This is a genomic window from Pseudomonas sp. (assembly GCF_049301935.1).
Classification (GTDB): domain Bacteria; phylum Pseudomonadota; class Gammaproteobacteria; order Pseudomonadales; family Pseudomonadaceae; genus Aquipseudomonas.
In genome coordinates, this window is the sequence record NZ_JBAQLP010000036.1 from 1 (window position 1) to 15,273 (window position 15,273).

19 protein-coding genes and 1 pseudogene are annotated in these 15,273 nt (G+C 58.8%); 13 read left to right on the forward strand and 7 right to left on the reverse strand.

Going from position 1 to position 15,273, the window contains the following annotated elements; all coding sequences use genetic code 11:
- From WA145_RS04640 to WA145_RS04655, 4 genes and pseudogenes are all read left to right on the forward strand, one after another.
- On the forward strand, window positions 1-425 hold a 425-nt coding region (locus tag WA145_RS04640; RefSeq protein WP_422580438.1), incomplete at its 5' end, for a Dps family protein.
- Between the two features lie 101 nt (window positions 426-526).
- Complete coding sequence (locus tag WA145_RS04645; RefSeq protein WP_422580439.1) at window positions 527-1,594, forward strand: GGDEF domain-containing protein; 1,068 nt, start codon at window positions 527-529, stop codon at window positions 1,592-1,594.
- A gap of 166 nt (window positions 1,595-1,760) precedes the next feature.
- Window positions 1,761-2,081, forward strand: a pseudogene (locus WA145_RS04650) (cold shock domain-containing protein membrane protein); the annotation flags it as partial.
- Window positions 2,082-2,138: 57 nt separating this feature from the next.
- The gene (locus WA145_RS04655) at window positions 2,139-2,363 is read left to right on the forward strand and encodes a cold-shock protein (protein ID WP_169852850.1); all 225 of its coding nucleotides are present in this window, start codon (window positions 2,139-2,141) and stop codon (window positions 2,361-2,363) included.
- A 219-nt stretch (window positions 2,364-2,582) separates the two neighbouring features.
- On the opposite strand, the gene WA145_RS04660 is transcribed toward WA145_RS04655, so the two are convergent.
- Window positions 2,583-2,789, reverse strand: a complete 207-nt coding sequence (locus WA145_RS04660) for a SlyX family protein (protein WP_160015123.1) — start codon at window positions 2,787-2,789, stop codon at window positions 2,583-2,585.
- Window positions 2,790-2,792: 3 nt separating this feature from the next.
- Complete coding sequence (locus WA145_RS04665) at window positions 2,793-3,218, reverse strand: HIT family protein (protein WP_422580440.1); 426 nt, start codon at window positions 3,216-3,218, stop codon at window positions 2,793-2,795.
- Between the two features lie 751 nt (window positions 3,219-3,969).
- Between WA145_RS04665 and WA145_RS04670 the strand changes: the two genes are divergently transcribed.
- The gene (locus WA145_RS04670; protein WP_422580441.1) at window positions 3,970-5,253 is read left to right on the forward strand and encodes an OprD family porin; all 1,284 of its coding nucleotides are present in this window, start codon (window positions 3,970-3,972) and stop codon (window positions 5,251-5,253) included.
- A 65-nt stretch (window positions 5,254-5,318) separates the two neighbouring features.
- On the opposite strand, the gene WA145_RS04675 is transcribed toward WA145_RS04670, so the two are convergent.
- The gene (locus WA145_RS04675; RefSeq protein WP_422580523.1) at window positions 5,319-5,726 is read right to left on the reverse strand and encodes a PaaI family thioesterase; all 408 of its coding nucleotides are present in this window, start codon (window positions 5,724-5,726) and stop codon (window positions 5,319-5,321) included.
- A 118-nt stretch (window positions 5,727-5,844) separates the two neighbouring features.
- Here WA145_RS04675 and WA145_RS04680 point away from each other — a divergent pair, with 118 nt between their 5' ends.
- Genes WA145_RS04680 through WA145_RS04690 form a run of 3 tightly spaced genes read left to right on the forward strand, consistent with a single transcriptional unit; the run spans window position 5,845 to window position 9,119 of the window.
- The gene (locus WA145_RS04680) at window positions 5,845-7,560 is read left to right on the forward strand and encodes a proline--tRNA ligase (RefSeq protein WP_422580442.1); all 1,716 of its coding nucleotides are present in this window, start codon (window positions 5,845-5,847) and stop codon (window positions 7,558-7,560) included.
- A gap of 26 nt (window positions 7,561-7,586) precedes the next feature.
- Window positions 7,587-8,540, forward strand: a complete 954-nt coding sequence (locus WA145_RS04685) for a hypothetical protein (protein ID WP_422580443.1) — start codon at window positions 7,587-7,589, stop codon at window positions 8,538-8,540.
- A gap of 6 nt (window positions 8,541-8,546) precedes the next feature.
- Window positions 8,547-9,119, forward strand: a complete 573-nt coding sequence (locus WA145_RS04690; protein ID WP_422580444.1) for a transglycosylase SLT domain-containing protein — start codon at window positions 8,547-8,549, stop codon at window positions 9,117-9,119.
- Window positions 9,120-9,268: 149 nt separating this feature from the next.
- On the opposite strand, the gene WA145_RS04695 is transcribed toward WA145_RS04690, so the two are convergent.
- Together WA145_RS04695 and WA145_RS04700 are read right to left on the reverse strand one after the other, a co-directional pair.
- The gene (locus WA145_RS04695) at window positions 9,269-9,544 is read right to left on the reverse strand and encodes an acylphosphatase (RefSeq protein ID WP_422580445.1); all 276 of its coding nucleotides are present in this window, start codon (window positions 9,542-9,544) and stop codon (window positions 9,269-9,271) included.
- A gap of 4 nt (window positions 9,545-9,548) precedes the next feature.
- Entirely contained in the window at window positions 9,549-10,028 is a 480-nt protein-coding gene (locus WA145_RS04700) for a TlpA disulfide reductase family protein (RefSeq protein WP_422580446.1), read from the reverse strand.
- Between the two features lie 30 nt (window positions 10,029-10,058).
- On the opposite strand from WA145_RS04700, the gene WA145_RS04705 reads away from it, so the two are divergent.
- Window positions 10,059-11,468 (forward strand): PilZ domain-containing protein, encoded by a 1,410-nt coding sequence (locus WA145_RS04705; RefSeq protein ID WP_422580447.1) that lies wholly within the window; start codon window positions 10,059-10,061, stop codon window positions 11,466-11,468.
- A gap of 139 nt (window positions 11,469-11,607) precedes the next feature.
- The gene (locus tag WA145_RS04710; RefSeq protein ID WP_422580448.1) at window positions 11,608-12,000 is read left to right on the forward strand and encodes a hypothetical protein; all 393 of its coding nucleotides are present in this window, start codon (window positions 11,608-11,610) and stop codon (window positions 11,998-12,000) included.
- 49 nt (window positions 12,001-12,049) lie between these two features.
- On the opposite strand, the gene WA145_RS04715 is transcribed toward WA145_RS04710, so the two are convergent.
- A complete protein-coding gene (locus WA145_RS04715; RefSeq protein ID WP_422580449.1) occupies window positions 12,050-12,271 on the reverse strand; it encodes a hypothetical protein in 222 nt (73 codons plus the stop codon).
- Between the two features lie 167 nt (window positions 12,272-12,438).
- Window positions 12,439-13,668, reverse strand: coding sequence for a virulence factor BrkB family protein (locus tag WA145_RS04720; RefSeq protein ID WP_422580450.1), 1,230 nt, complete (start codon window positions 13,666-13,668; stop codon window positions 12,439-12,441).
- A gap of 104 nt (window positions 13,669-13,772) precedes the next feature.
- Here WA145_RS04720 and arsC point away from each other — a divergent pair, with 104 nt between their 5' ends.
- From arsC to WA145_RS04735, 3 genes are read left to right on the forward strand one after another with little or no spacing between them, the layout of a single operon-like run.
- Window positions 13,773-14,126 (forward strand): arsenate reductase (glutaredoxin), encoded by a 354-nt coding sequence (gene arsC / locus WA145_RS04725; protein ID WP_422580451.1) that lies wholly within the window; start codon window positions 13,773-13,775, stop codon window positions 14,124-14,126.
- Complete coding sequence (gene wrbA / locus WA145_RS04730; protein ID WP_422580452.1) at window positions 14,123-14,728, forward strand: NAD(P)H:quinone oxidoreductase; 606 nt, start codon at window positions 14,123-14,125, stop codon at window positions 14,726-14,728. Before arsC ends, wrbA begins: the two co-directional genes overlap by 4 nt.
- Window positions 14,721-15,128: a DUF2069 domain-containing protein gene (locus WA145_RS04735; RefSeq protein WP_422580453.1), complete on the forward strand. Its 408-nt coding sequence runs from the start codon at window positions 14,721-14,723 to the stop codon at window positions 15,126-15,128. Before wrbA ends, WA145_RS04735 begins: the two co-directional genes overlap by 8 nt.
- Window positions 15,129-15,273 lie beyond the last annotated feature (145 nt).

Below are 15,273 nucleotides of genomic sequence, written 5' to 3' on the forward strand. Positions count from 1 at the left end.
CCGAAGGCCTGTCGCGCCTGCTCGCAGACACCTACACCCTGTACCTGAAAACCCACAATTTTCACTGGAACGTCACCGGCCCGATGTTCAACACCCTGCACCTGATGTTTGAAGGTCAGTACACCGAGCTGTCGTTGGCCGTTGACCAGATCGCCGAGCGCATTCGCGCCCTGGGCTTCCCGGCCCCTGGCACCTACGCCGCCTATGCCCGCCTCTCATCTATTAAAGAAGAAGAAGGTGTGCCAAACGCCCAGGACATGATCAAACAGCTGGTTCAAGGCCAGGAAGCCGTCGTGCGCACCGCCCGCGGCATCTTCCCGCTGCTGGACAAAGTCAGCGACGAGCCGACTGCGGATTTGCTGACCCAGCGCATGCAAGTGCATGAGAAAACTGCCTGGATGCTGCGCAGCCTGCTGTCAGCCTAGGTAAATCAGGTAAAGGTCCCTATCCACGGGCCTTTTGCTAGGCGCTTGCCCAGCAGCTGTTCTATGCTTTGGTCAATTGCAACTTGGCCACAGTGACATGCATGAACAAACCCGCTAAAGCCCCCAGCATCCTTGAACTGTACCCCGAGGAGACCCGCGACGCCGCGGCGCTTCTGAAGAAGGCAGTACCTTTGATGATGCGCCATGATATTCCGCCCAACCCGGTGCATTACGCCCTCTGGTACACCTACAGCAAAGGTCTGGAGCCCGAACTCAACCGCCGCCTGGAAAAAATCGTCGCAGACTTTGACAGCTGCCCACCGGAAACCGCGGCCAAGCTGTTCCGCGACTACATCATCCATGGTGAGCTCGAAGAAGCCCGCGCCGGACAACAGCAGGTTATCGAGCTGGTCGACGACATCGAAGGCAACGTGTCACGCAGCATCCTGGGCAGCCGCAACTATCAGGTCAGCCTGGAGCATGGCCTGGCTGCGCTGCAGGAGCCAATCATCGATGACCTGCCGAATGTCCTGAGCGAGCTGCAGCAAAGCACGCAACTGATGCAAGACCAGCAGGACAAATTCCTCTATCGCCTGAATGCCGCTCAGCAAGAGATCAAGAGCCTGCGCAGCCAGCTCGAACGTGCCCATATCGCCGCCACGCTGGACAGCCTGACCCAGGTATTCAACCGTAACGCCTTCAGCAGACTGCTGGAGCAGACCCTCAGTACCGAACATGAAGGCGTCGCCCTGGTAATGCTGGATATCGACCATTTCAAACAGTTCAATGATCAATATGGCCACCCCTTAGGTGACCGCGTACTGCAGCACTTTGGCCAATTGTTGCGCGACCTCCTACCGCCCCGCGCCATGGCCGCGCGTTATGGCGGTGAAGAGTTCTGCATTATCCTGCGCGATTGCTTTGACAACGCCACGGCCTATGCCTTTGCCGAGCAATTACGCCTGAAAATCCAGTCATTACGCATCAAAGTGCGCCGCACCGACGAAGTACTCGACAGCATCACCGCGTCTTTCGGCTTCGCTCTTGCAGAACCAGGCGACAACCTGGAAACCCTGCTTACCCGCGCCGACGATGCGCTTTATCAAGCCAAGCGCGATGGCCGCAACCAGATAAGTCCCAATTCAAGCAAAACTGCGCTCAGTGCTTGATTGAGAACCCCACCTCTTTGCTGTTAAATACGCCCCGTGCCGCCACACCGCATCCATGGTTCGGCGCACAGGCTGGTACCACGCGCTTTTACTCCTCCCCTGCAGCACCCAATACGCGCAGCCAGCCCTTCCTGTTGACTCTTTAAATTAAGCGAGCTCATCGAACATGTTGAAAATTGTCCACCTTCTGACGGGTGCTCTTGCCCTGCTGCTTTCTTTTACTTCACACCTTGGCGACACCCCCCAATCACTCCTAGAACAACCCAGCGCACTGTGCCTTGCCCTGTTCGGCCTGCTGAACCTACTGCTTGCCCCGCAACTCCCCATCTGGCACAGCGGCCTACGCCATCAAGCGCAAAACCTGGTTTCTGCCCTGCTGGCACTCGGCACCCTGCTACAAGCCCTGATTCTGCTCGCCCCGCTACCGGTAATCGCCAACCAACCGGCCAGCCTGTTTAGCCTGCTGATCATCGCTGCAGCCGTGGCCGTGCACCTGGCAACCAATCTGCGCCTGAAATCGCGCAACACCTCAAGCTCTCAGGACCTGGGCGATCGCGAAACAGGTACGGTTAAGTGGTTCAACACCTCGAAGGGTTTCGGCTTTATTTCCCGCGATTCGGGCGACGATATTTTCGTGCACTTTCGCGCCATTCGCGGTGAAGGCCACCGCGTACTGGTCGAAGGCCAGCGGGTCGAATTCGCCGTCATGCAACGCGACAAAGGCTTGCAAGCCGAAGACGTGATCGCCGCGCTGCCTGCGCGACGCTAAGCGCATAAACGCAAAAGGCCCGCGCACACTGCGGGCCTTTTGCGTTTTATAGCCAATCAATAGGGCTCTGTATCCGTGACCTGCTGTATGCAGCGGGTCGCCTGGCGTGATGCGCAGCGCAGTCCAACAGCCGTTGGCATAGCTCGTTGAGCTTCGTCGCTGCGCTCCTCGACCCAACCTACGGCTACCCGTCTCGCAACACACCATAGGACAGATCCATCAATAGTGGGGTGGCGGCGCCTCATCCTCGGCCATACCGAACTGCGAACTTACTTCGTCCTGGCGCTTGATCAATGCAGCCACCTGCAGCTGCAAGCGCTCCAAAAGCCGCTGCTGCGCCACCAGCGCATCGTTAAGTGCCTGAATAGTGTCGTCTTGAAAAGCCAGTCGGCTTTGCAAGTCATTGATGCGTTCTTCTATTTCCACCAGTCAACTCTCAGCAAAACAAAAATTCCCGGTCAAAACCAGACGTAGACGGGCTTTCAGAGCCGCCAACTGTTCAGCCGTGTAAGCCTGCGCTGGATGCTTGCCCCAGACGGGCGCTGGCCAAGCCGCATCCTCGCGACGCCGCACGATGACATGCATATGCAGCTGACTGACCACATTACCCAGGGTCGCGACATTCATCTTATCTGCCGCAAAACAGTCCTTGAGCACCTCAGCAAGGCCGTTGGTTTCCCGCCAGAGCTGCAGCTGGTCCGCCGCATCCAATTGAAATAACTCGCTGACATCTTCACGGCGCGGCACCAGGATAAACCAAGGGTACTGCGCATCATTCATCAACAGCAGACTGCATAACGGGTAATCACCCAACCAGACAGTGTCCTGCTGCAAACGCGAATCCAGAACAAACATAACGATCTACCTTTAAGGAAACCCACTCACTCGGTTTTGACAGAAATTGCACAGACCCAGCGGCAGCACCTGAAGCCTGATCAGCCCACTGACGCTCAGACTACAGCCTGTGAACATAGGCTGTGGAGGATACGCCGAAGCTGAAAACACGGCACCCACGATCCCCCTGGCTATCACGCACCAATAGACAGCATTCACGAAACCATCCCAAGCACGCGCACCAAAACTGTTCCCTTCGGTAATCCCCGCGTAGCAGCCGAATGCCACACAACGGCCAGATGGCGACAAGCAACTGAAAACAGAGCAGAAAGCGACCACGAAAATGCCTTTTACTGGCCATGAAAATAGATAGAACCGCTGAAAAATCGGCCAAAAACCAATGCAAAGCCCGAAAACCTTGAGCACATAGGTCAAATCGAGGATAAAAAATTGGCTTTCAGAATTTTGTGCACGACTATTGCTAAGCAATTGGCGACGAATCGTACTGCACCGTTTGGCTGCCGACGGCAACCAGCGAGCAGACGCAAAAATCCGTCAGCATTGGCTTCGAGCACGCCAGCAGCATCTACAAAAATGCGACATGATTCATAAGCTTTTGCGACACCGCCGTGAAGAAATCGTAATGAGTAGATTGCAACTATCGCCAACATTGGCAGCGTGCTATAAGTTACCGCCGACACAAAAAGAAAGAGTCGTCCATATAACAACCAGCCGGACGGCGCAACTTTTCTAAACCAAAGGAGCAATCACGATGCAAGTGATGAAGTGGAGCGTAATCGCCCTCGCAGTAGCAGCGGGCACCACCCAAATGGCAGTGGCATCCAGCCAGTCCGAATCCAAGGGCTTTGTTGAAGACAGCAGCTTCAATATCTTCAATCGCATGCTCTACCTGAACCGTGATTTTAAGAATGGCGCCGATAGCAGCACCGATGGCTACAACGCCAAAGAAAATGGCTACATCGAAGAGACCGGTCTGGGCATCCGCCTGATGTACGAGTCTGGCTTCACCCAAGGTACCGTCGGTGTTGGTTTTGACGCCCACTCCCTTAGCAGCATCAAGCTGGATAGCGGTCGCGGTCGTACTGGCACCGGCCAGTTCGCCACAACCGACGACGGTCGCGGCGACGATACCCAGACTGAAGTTGGCGGCGCTATCAAATTCCGCGTATCGGATACCGTTTTGAAGTACGGCAATCAGATCGTAGGCAGCCCAGTATTCTCCACCGACGATGCTCGTATCCTGCCCGAAGTTGCTACTGGCACCTACTTGGTCAGCAATGAGATCGAAGGTCTGGAGCTGAGCGCTGGTCGCTTTACCGCAATTAGCCGCCAGACTGCAACTGGCCGCGACACTCGCGAACTGACCGAAGCTAATATCGTCGGCGCCAGCTACAGCTTCACCGATAATTTCAGCGGTGCCATTCACGCCTCCGACATTGAAGATCACTTCAAGAAGCAGTACATCAACCTGAACTATAACCTCCCGCTGGCGGATACTCAGGCTCTGAACTTCGACCTTAACGCCTACAGAACTGAAGACGACGGTCGCAAGCTGTCCGGGGATGTGGACAACAAGATCTGGAGCCTGGCAGCAGCCTACTCCCTGGGCGCTCACAAATTCACCCTGGCCCACCAGCGCTCCTCTGGTGATACCGGTTACAAATATGGCATCGACGGCGGCGGCACCATCTGGCTGTCCAACTCGGTACAGATTTCCGACTTCGACAGCAAGGACGAGCGCTCCTGGCAGGCTCGCTACGACCTGGACATGGCCGAATATGGCGTTCCTGGCCTGAGCTTTATGGCTCGCTACATCACTGGCGACAACATCGACTACGGCTCTGGCGTTGACGAAGGCGAAGAAAACGAATTCAACTTCGAAACCAAGTACGTAATCCAGGAAGGTGCCGCCAAGGACCTGTCGTTCCGTGTCCGTAGCGCGATTTACCGTGCTAACAACTCGACGAATGCCAACTACAGCTCCGATCTTAATGATCTCCGTCTGATCGTTGAATACCCACTGAGCGTTCTGTAACTCAGACTGTTTAGTAGGTAAAGAAAGCCCGACCTAGGTCGGGCTTTTTCTTGCCTGCTGAAAACTTACAACGGCAACGCATAAGTCCCGGTTACATGCGCCACCAACTCTTCTTCATTACCCTGCGAATACACTGATACTTCACATACAGCCTGCCTGCGACTCAATCTTAATATCCGCGCCTCGGCTAACAGATCAACCGGCTTGGGCTTAACCAGAAAGTTGATATTTAGATTAGAGGTCACGGCCATTTCCACCCGCCCGAGACTGCCCAGCACCACCGCATACATGGCCGCATCCGCCAACGCCATAATGGTTGGCCCGGACAAGGTGCCGCCCGGCCGAACCAATTTGCTATGAAACGGCACCCGCGCCAGTACACCATCGTCGTCCAGTCGATCGATACACAGGTTGATATCTTCTGCCATCGGCAACCCTGCCCGAATCAGCGCCTGCACCTGCTCCGCCGTCAATATCGACACACTCCCCCTCCTCTTTTATAAGCACACGCCAGCATCCTGTACGCATCTGTACAGGCACCGTACAATGCGGGCCATCGAAAATCTCTTGCAACCGACAGAACAGCCAAATATGCGTACCAGCCAGTTCCTGCTCTCGACTCTGAAAGAAACCCCATCCGATGCCGTGGTGATCAGCCATCAGCTGATGCTGCGTGCCGGGATGATCCGCAAGCTGGCTTCCGGCCTCTATACCTGGCTACCCATGGGCCTGCGCGTACTGCGCAAGGTTGAGAAAGTCGTGCGCGAAGAAATGAACGCCGCCGGCGCGCTGGAAGTGCTGATGCCGGGCATTCAACCAGCCGAGCTGTGGCAGGAATCCGGGCGCTGGGAGCAGTATGGCCCGGAACTGCTGCGCATGAAGGATCGTCACGGCCGCGACTTCTGCGCCGGCCCGACCCATGAAGAAGTGATTACCGATCTGGCGCGCAACGAGCTGAACAGCTACAAGCAGCTGCCGATCAACCTGTATCAGATCCAGACCAAGTTCCGCGACGAAATCCGCCCGCGTTTCGGCCTGATGCGTGGCCGCGAGTTCATCATGAAGGACGCCTACTCCTTCCACGTTGACCAGGCCTCCTTGCAAGAAACCTATGACCGCATGCACCAGGCCTACTGCAATGTATTCACCCGTCTGGGCCTGAACTTCCGTCCCGTGCAGGCGGATACCGGTTCCATCGGCGGCACGGGCTCCCACGAGTTCCACGTACTGGCCGACTCCGGCGAAGACGATATCGCCTTCAGCGACAGCTCCGACTACGCTGCCAATATCGAGAAAGCCGAAGCGGTTCCACGCGAAAGCAGCCGTGGCGCGGCGACTGAAAGCATGCGTCTGGTTGAAACCCCGAACACCAGGACCATCGACGCGCTGGTGCAGGGCTTTGGCCTGGCCATCGAAAAAACCATCAAGACTCTGATGGTGCACGGCGCGAAAAAAGGCACCCTGGTCGCCTTGATCATACGTGGCGACCATGAGCTCAACGAGATCAAGGCCGCCAACCTGGAGCTGGTTGCCAGCCCATTGGTAATGGCCAGCGAAGCCGAAATTCGCGCGGCCATCGGCGCCGGCCCTGGCTCGCTAGGCCCGGTCAATCTGCCGATCCCTTGCATCATCGACCGCTCGGTAGCCTTGATGAGCGATTTCGCCTCCGGCGCCAATATCGACGACAAGCACTATTTTGGCGTCAACTGGGAGCGCGACCTGCCCCTGCCGATGGTGGCCGACCTGCGCAACGTGCTGGCTGGCGACCCGAGCCCGGATGGCAAAGGCACCCTGGAAATCAAGCGCGGCATCGAAGTCGGGCACATCTTCCAACTGGGCACCAAGTACAGCGAAGCGCTGAACTGCCAGGTGCTCGGCGAGAACGGCAAGCCGGTGATTCTGACCATGGGCTGCTATGGCATCGGCGTTTCCCGCGTGGTGGCGGCTGCCATCGAGCAGAACTTTGATGACCGCGGCATCCTCTGGAATGACGCCCTGGCGCCATTCCATATCGCCCTGGTGCCGCTGCGTTACGAGACTGACGCCGTGCGCGAAGCCACCGACACCCTGTATGCGCAGTTGACCGCTGCTGGCTACGAAGTACTGCTCGATGACCGTGACAAAAAGACCAGCCCCGGCATCAAATTCGCGGATATGGAACTGATCGGCATCCCGCATCGCATCGTCGTCAGTGATCGCGGTCTGGCCGAAGGCAATCTGGAATACAAGAGCCGCAAGGAAACCGACGCCCAGGCCGTACCTGTGGCCGACATCCTGAGCTTTATCCAGGCCCGCATCAGCCACTGATCTCAGCCCTTTTAGCAAGAGTCGTCATGTTCAAGCGAAACACCCTCAGCCTTATCGCCACCCTGCTGGGTGGCTCTCTGCTACTCAGCGGTTGCGCCAACCAGTTGCCGCAACGCAGCGAGCACGAGGAGCGCGTCGAGCGCAAACTGCTCGATCACAGCCTGCAGATCGAAGTGGGTGAACCACGCGTACTGGAATTACCACAACGCCGTGTGCGCGTGCATGAACAGAAGACCTTCGAGGTCACGGCGTTTGACGTGACACGTCGCTATGACCGCTACACCCCTTACCAGCCCTGGCGTGAGCTGTATGAAGTGCCGCTCGGCGCGCTGGCGGTGGTCGGCGGTATCAGTGCCAACGTGCTGAACGTGGTACTGCTCGGCAGCCTGCCAGACAGTGCAACCAAGGACTGGATCAGTTACGGTTTTGCCGGGCTCAACCCGGTAATCAACGTCGAGTCCAACGGCCGCTCGCAGCAAAACCTCGCCAGCCTGGAAGAGCGCCGTCAGGACGCGCGCATGGAATATTCAAGCCTGCCGTGGGCCGAACGTCCGGTGCAGGTTAAAGCCGGCGAGCAGAAGCATGAACTGCTCACCGACCGTAACGGCATCTTGCGCCTGAACCTGCTCGACAGTCCGTTTGCCGACGAAGATGTCACCCGCATCAGCACCCTGCTGCTGACGGTTGAAGATGATCAGGGCTCGGCGCGCGCCGATGCCTCGCTGCTGGTCAGCCGCACCCTGCGTGGCAAGCTGCAGGAAGCCCATGAGCTGATCTACGCCGACCTTGAGGGCGACGATGTGGCCCAGTGGGTGCACCGAGTCAAACGCCTGTCGGAGCTGGGCCTGGAAGAAGAAGCCAGCGAACTGGAACAGAGCCTGATCGAACTGACGCGCAATGATCCAGAACTGCAGAAGATCTTCCTGCAGGCCCTGACCAAAGATGCCGGCCGCCTGGTCGCCGATCCTGGCAACGACTGACGCCCCATGCTGCAGCGCCTGACCTGCGCCCTACTCGGCCTGCTGCTTTGCAGCCCGGCGTATGCCCAAGTGCGCCAGGCGCCAGAGCCGGAACTGCGCACACTGCTGCAACAGACCGTCGCCCAGGCCGACAGCTTTCAGGATCGTTTCGAGGCCGAGGTCTGGCTGCTGGATATGTCCACACGCATGCGCCGCTATATTCCGGATGCCGAGCAGCGCCTAAGCCTGCTGCGGCTGGTGCATCGCGAAGCCAGCAAAGCCGGCTTGCGTCCCGACCTGGTGATTGCACTGATTCATGCCGAAAGCCATTTCGACCGCTTCGCCATCTCCTCGGTCGGCGCCCAGGGCATGATGCAGGTGATGCCCTTCTGGAAAGCCGAACTGGGTCGCCCGCAAGACAACCTCACCGACAACGCCACCAACCTGCGGTATGGCTGCACCATTCTCAGCTTTTATCTACGCAAGGAAAACGGCGACCTCAACCGTGCTCTGGCGCGCTATAACGGCAGCCTGGGCAAGCACACCTACTCAGCCAAGGTGGTCGGCTTCTGGCACGACTTCTGGTATGTCAAACCGTAATTGGTAACCGAACCTGTATTACGATCTCGCGAGCTAGAGACCTGCAAGGCAAAAACAGGCGAGGAAGCGGAGTGTACTGTTGTACATGAGCATTCCGAGCCTGTTTTTAACGCAGCAGGGCCGACGCGCAGCAGATCGTAAACAGGTTCTCAGCGCCGCACAATAAATCCGGCAACCCCCTGCAACGCCTGATCCTGTAGCTCCAGGGTGGTCACTTCGGCAGCCGGCGGTCCCTGTTCTAACCAGCTCGCCAACTCGGTTACGGCAACCTCATCGCCTTCAAAGAGCACCTCGACCCGCCCGTCGACCAGGTTGCGCACCCAACCATCGAGATCAAGGCGCTCGACTTGCTCCACCGTTGCCTGGCGAAAACCCACCCCCTGAACGCGGCCGCTGACGTAACCATGCTTGCAAATACGTGCCATGCCTTTAGTCCTCCGCCTTGAGCGCGGCCAGGCGAGCGGTCAGGCCGGCCGCCGTCTGCTCACCCAGCAGGCGCTCACGCATACGCACCTGATCGTCGACGATATAGGTCACCGGCAGCACCTCGGCACGCGGCAGCTGATAGCGCTCGGCCGGATCCTGTGCCAGCACGGTAAAGGTGATACCCATGTCTTGCGCCGCCTGGCTCAGTTTCTCACCTTGCAGCGCATCGAAATTCACCCCGAGCACCTGCACGGATTGCTCCTTGAGCTGTTGCTCCAGGGCATTGAGTTCAGGAATCTCGGTGCGACAAGGCGCGCACCACTGCGCCCAGTAATTAATCACTAACCACTGGCCTTCCAGGCGCTCAACCGCTACCTTTCGTCCATATTGATCGACGCCTATGTCTTCAGCGCAACCGGCCAGCATCAGACCTATGCCTACGCCTGCAACAGCACGAATGATCGCCTGGAAACGCATTGCCATGCATTCGCTCCCTGATTCCATAAGGTTGATATGACGTTAGATGCCTTGCGCCTGGAAGTGCCAGACATCCTCGAAACCGAAGTCGCGCCGCTGGCCGACCTCAACGAGCAACTGGCCCAGGCCCGCCTGCAGTCGCCGGAACTGGCCTTGCAGCAGGCGCTCGGCCTGCTCTTCAGGCTGAACCGCAGCGCCATGACCTTACTCGAAAGGCAGCGCGCACTGCAAAGCTTCAGCGAGCAATACCGGCATTACAGCACGGCCTATCAAGGCGAAAATCCCCCCACGGCCTTGTTTGTGCACCTGTGCAGCGAACTGGCCATCGGCTTCAAACGCCTGCTCCTGCAAATCCTGCAAGGCCGCCAACCATCACGCCCGCACCTGGCCTGGTGCCTCTATATGGCCCAGCACTTTCTCGCCCAGAGCCTGCTGCGCCACTATCAGCTGTATCAGGAGCCGCCGCCCAGCCTGTGGCGCGACAGCCATCTGCTGTACTGGATCGGCGAACATCAGGATTGCCTGGACGAGCCAGTAGCCGCGGCGTTTACCCCACAACCTGCAAACACCCTGCGCGGCATCTACCAGCAGATGCTGCTGCTCGCGCTAAGTAACCCGTTCCATCTCGCCGATGGTGAATGTGCACTGCTGTTCGGGGCGCTCTCACCACTGGCTGGTCTGGCCCGTTTGCTGCCCTGGGACGAGGATGATGAGGGTGAAGGACCAACCATCGATCTGACCGAGGCGCAACCCTGCCTGGACTACGCGCAGATACCGGAAGGTGGGGCCAACTATTTGCGCCGCTTCGAGCTGGGCGCCCTGCTGGTCGCCCTGCATGAGCCGGCACCGCTGCAGAGCACAGCGGAACGCCAGGTGCTGGAGCGTGTGCAGCAGCACTGGCTGGGGCGCCAGCAGCGTCGGCATATCCGCACCGAGCATAGCTCCGAATGCAACCTGGTGGTCGGTCTACCCGCTATTCATGCCCAATTGCTGGAACAACGACCGCTGCGCACCAGCGCACAGATGCTGGACGCCAGCGCAGGCGGCGCACGTTTGCTGTGTAATGCCGACCAGGCGGCGCTGCTGTCGGTTGGCCAGCTTGTGCTATTGATCACCGGCAGCGACACGCCGACTCTGGCCCTGGTGCGTTGGCGGCATCTGAACACTGAAGGTCTACACCTGGGCCTGCGCTACCTGAAAGGCCTGCCGCGCCCGGTCTGGCTTCGTCGTGCGCCCAGCGCCCAGACTCACCCAGGCGTACTGCAAAGCACCCCCGCACCGGGTAATGGCTGGCACCACGGCCTATGGCTGCCCAACGGGCAGTTTGTTGAAGGAGAAAATATCTGGCTGCAACTGGCCAACGCGCACAACCAAGCGATCCTGCAACTGCCGACCGCCAATCTGCTCAGCGCATCCGTCACGCGCTATCCGATGCAGCTGGCTTAGGCGCTGTTGCCAATCCGCTAAAACTGCGAGAAAGGTCACGCCGAACGCCGGCCGAGTGCACAGTTTCATCGGAGGGGCCGAGCTTATACTCCATCGCACTCACGCTTGATGCGATCTGTTATTAGCCTGGAACACCGCCATGACCCAAGCCCTCGATAAGTTGGTCGGCCCCGTGCCATCTGCCATTGCCAACCTGGCTCGCTTACAGGTCAGCCCGTACGAAGGGCGCGTGGCTGAGTTCAACGTAGCGGCCTGGCTGCATCTGCCGGGGTTGGCCAATCTGCCAGTGTCGCTGCTGATCAGCTACCGCGACGGCAGCACCCGCCGCGAAGTGATGGTCGATCACGGCAAGGTCAATCAGCACAGTAAGATTCTGCTTTCCAGCGTGGCACGCCTGCCGGTGAAGCTGAAAATCGAAGACATGCAGGTGCGCCTGCGCTCTGCCGTGCCGGCGAGCAGCCTGGTGGTCGAAGAGCTGTTTGTGCAAGCGCTCGAGTTGCCGCACACCGATAGACGCCAGGCACTCGCCTGATGGTATGCCGCGACACACAAGCCCCGCGCACTGACGCGGGACTTTGTGTTTAGCGCGAGTGCATTTCCGCAGGCTCACACGTGGCGCCGCAATCAGGCTGCGCAACGGTTGCAGATGAGCCAGAAATGTCGGGCTGCTCAGATGAACTGGAATTGACCAAAGACTGCGGCCAGCTGCTGAAGTGCAGGCCAGTGATGCGATTGAGGCGCTCAAGGGCTTCTTGCGGGTCACGCTGGTACAGATGAATCACTTTGCCTGTAGTGGCTGTCATAACGCCTTCATACCCCGCCAATCCCTGCCCTGCTGGCAACCTGCTCGCTATCTGCCAGGCAATTAGCCAGAAGCGTGCCAGCTTCCTATTAACCGCGTTTGGCGCCCTTCATGGCCGCCGGTGCCAGCATGTGCCATCAGCCCAACGCCGCAAACTGACGTTTTACGTCACTGTACCGGCTCAGCCTCTGCCTGCAACCACTTCGCCAGGTCTTCACCAAATAGCGCCGCCTGCTCTTCCTGCAACTTAGTCAAACCACTGCGCAGCGCCGGATACCAGACTTCATCGAGCTGCTCGGGCAAATTCTCCGCCCTGGGCAGCGGCCAGGGACTGTGGCTGAGCAGTTGCTGCAGCGAATAATGGCCCAGGTCGCGGCTCAACACCCAAGTACCGGCGCCGGTCGGAGCGATCAACTTCTGCTGTTCAAGAAACACCAGAATTTCTTCCCATTCATGTTCCGCCAGCGACCAGCCCTGACGCTGCACATCCAGCAAGCGCACTTTTAAGCCCGATTGCTGACGCTCGTAGAACACCCGCAAGACCCCAAGCGCCATCAACAAGCGCGGTACCGCACGCTTGCGCCACTGCTGGGAAAACCCCAGGTTGCAGACCAGTTCGGCGCCGAACAGCACGATCAGCCAGGACAGGTAGATCCACAACAGAAACAGCGGCACCGTGGCAAACGCCCCGTAGATCAACTGATAACCGGGAAACAGGCGCACATACAGGCCGAACAGCATCTTCGCCACCTCAAACAACACGGCTGCGAACAAGCCACCCAACAGCGCATGGCGAAGCGGTACTTGAGCATTCGGCACCGTGGCATACAGCAAGGTGAACGCCGCCACGCTAAACAGCAGCGGCATAAATTTCAGCAGAGTCTGGGCGCCGAGCAAGGCATCCGGCCCGGAAATCAGCGACAGCGAGGTAACGTAGGTGCTGATGGCAAAGCCACCGCCCAGCAGCAACGGCCCCAGGCTGAGAATCGCCCAGTACAGCAGAAAGCTCGACACACCACGACGCGGCTGGCGCACGCGCCAGATGGTGTTGAAGGTCTTCTCGATGGTCACCAGCATCCAGAACGCCGTCGCGGCCAATACCGCCACACCAATCCAGGTCAGCTGGCGTGCCTGGCTGGTGAAATCGCGCAGATACTGCTGCAGGGTTTCACCGGCAGAAGGCACAAAATTGCGGAAGATAAAGCTTTGAATCTGCTCGCCGGTATCCTGAAACGCCGGAATGGCCGAGAGCATGGAAAAGGTCACCGTCATCATCGGCACCACCGCAAACAGCGTGGTGTAGGTCAAGGCCGCCGCATTGCTGGTGCCTTGATCGGCAATAAAGCGCTGCACCAAAAAACGCCAGAACTCCAACAGGTTGTTAACGCGCTGCAGCATGCCCTCTCCTTAGCCATTTGCATTCACGCCTGCGCTACAGGCGCAGGCGTGAATGCCGTTAGCGGTTAGAATAGCCGCCATCGAAGGTAATCGGCGACCCGAACATGACCGCTATGACGCTCTACCATAACCCGCGCTGCTCAAAATCGCGCAGCGCATTGCAATTGCTGGAAGACCGCGGGCACAGTCCAACCATTGTGCGCTACCTGGAAACCCCGCTGAGCGCCGCCCAGCTGCAGGCGCTGCTGGATAAGCTCGGCATCGGCCCACGGCAACTGCTGCGCACTGGCGAAGATGAGTACAAAACCCTCGGCCTGGGCGACCTGCAACTGACTGACGCGCAGCTGATTGCAGCCATGGCCAGCCAGCCGAAATTGATTGAGCGGCCCATTCTGGTCGTCGGCGACAAGGCCATCATCGGCCGCCCACCTGAAAATGTTCTGGAGATTCTGCCGTGAGCGCACCTTATATCCTGGTGCTGTACTACAGCCGCCACGGCGCCACTGCCGAGATGGCCCGGCAGATTGCCCGTGGCGTCGAGATGGGCGGCCTGGAAGCGCGTCTACGGACAGTGCCGGCAGTCTCCAGCGAGTGCGAAGCAGTGGCTGCGGACATCCCGGCCGAAGGCGCGCTGTACGCCAGTCTGGATGAGCTGAAGAACTGCGCCGGCCTGGCACTTGGCAGCCCGACCCGTTTCGGCAATATGGCCGCGCCGCTCAAATACTTTCTCGATGGCACCAGCAGCCTATGGCTGACCGGCGGCCTGGTTGGCAAACCCGCCGGCGTATTTACCTCAACCGCCAGCCTGCACGGCGGCCAGGAAACCACCCTACTGTCGATGCTGCTGCCGCTGCTGCACCACGGCATGTTGATCACCGGCCTGCCCTATAGCGAAGCCGCGTTGCTGGAAACCCGCGGCGGCGGCACACCCTATGGTGCCAGCCACCATGCCGGTGCCGACGGCAAACGCCCTCTCGATGAACATGAAATTGCCCTGTGCCGCGCACTCGGCCAACGCCTGGCACAAACCGCGGCAAAACTGGAGAACACCCGTGGCTAAAACCGCCAAACCCTTGCCGGCTCTGGAATGGCTAGAGCCGCGCCTGAAGCTCAGCCGTATCGCCAGCCTGCTGAGCTTTTTCAGCCTGGCCGCCGCGCTGCTGGTATGGAACCTGTGGTTCGCCAACGTACCCGGCAAACTGCTCTGGGTGATCCTCGGCGTACAGCTCGCGCCCCTGCTGCTGCTCGCCCCCGGCCTGATTCTGGGCAACGCCCGCGCTCATGCCTGGGCCTGCTTTGTGGTCAATCTGTACTTTATCCAGGGCGTTCTCGCCGCCTTCGACCCAAGCAAAGCGCTGTATGGCTGGCTGCTGACGGGATTGAGCTTCAGCCTGTTCTGCGCCGCACTGATGTTTACCCGCTGGCGCTTTCAGTACGAACGCAAGCTGGCTGGGGAATAACCGCCAATACAGCAATTGTTCAGGGTGATTCAAAGCCGGAATTAAAGCGTCGCGAGCGAAGAGCAGGCAGGGCGAAAGTCGGGCTGAAAGCGGAGTTTACTGAGGTAAATGAGCATTTTCAGCCCGAGTTTCAACGCAGCAAGCT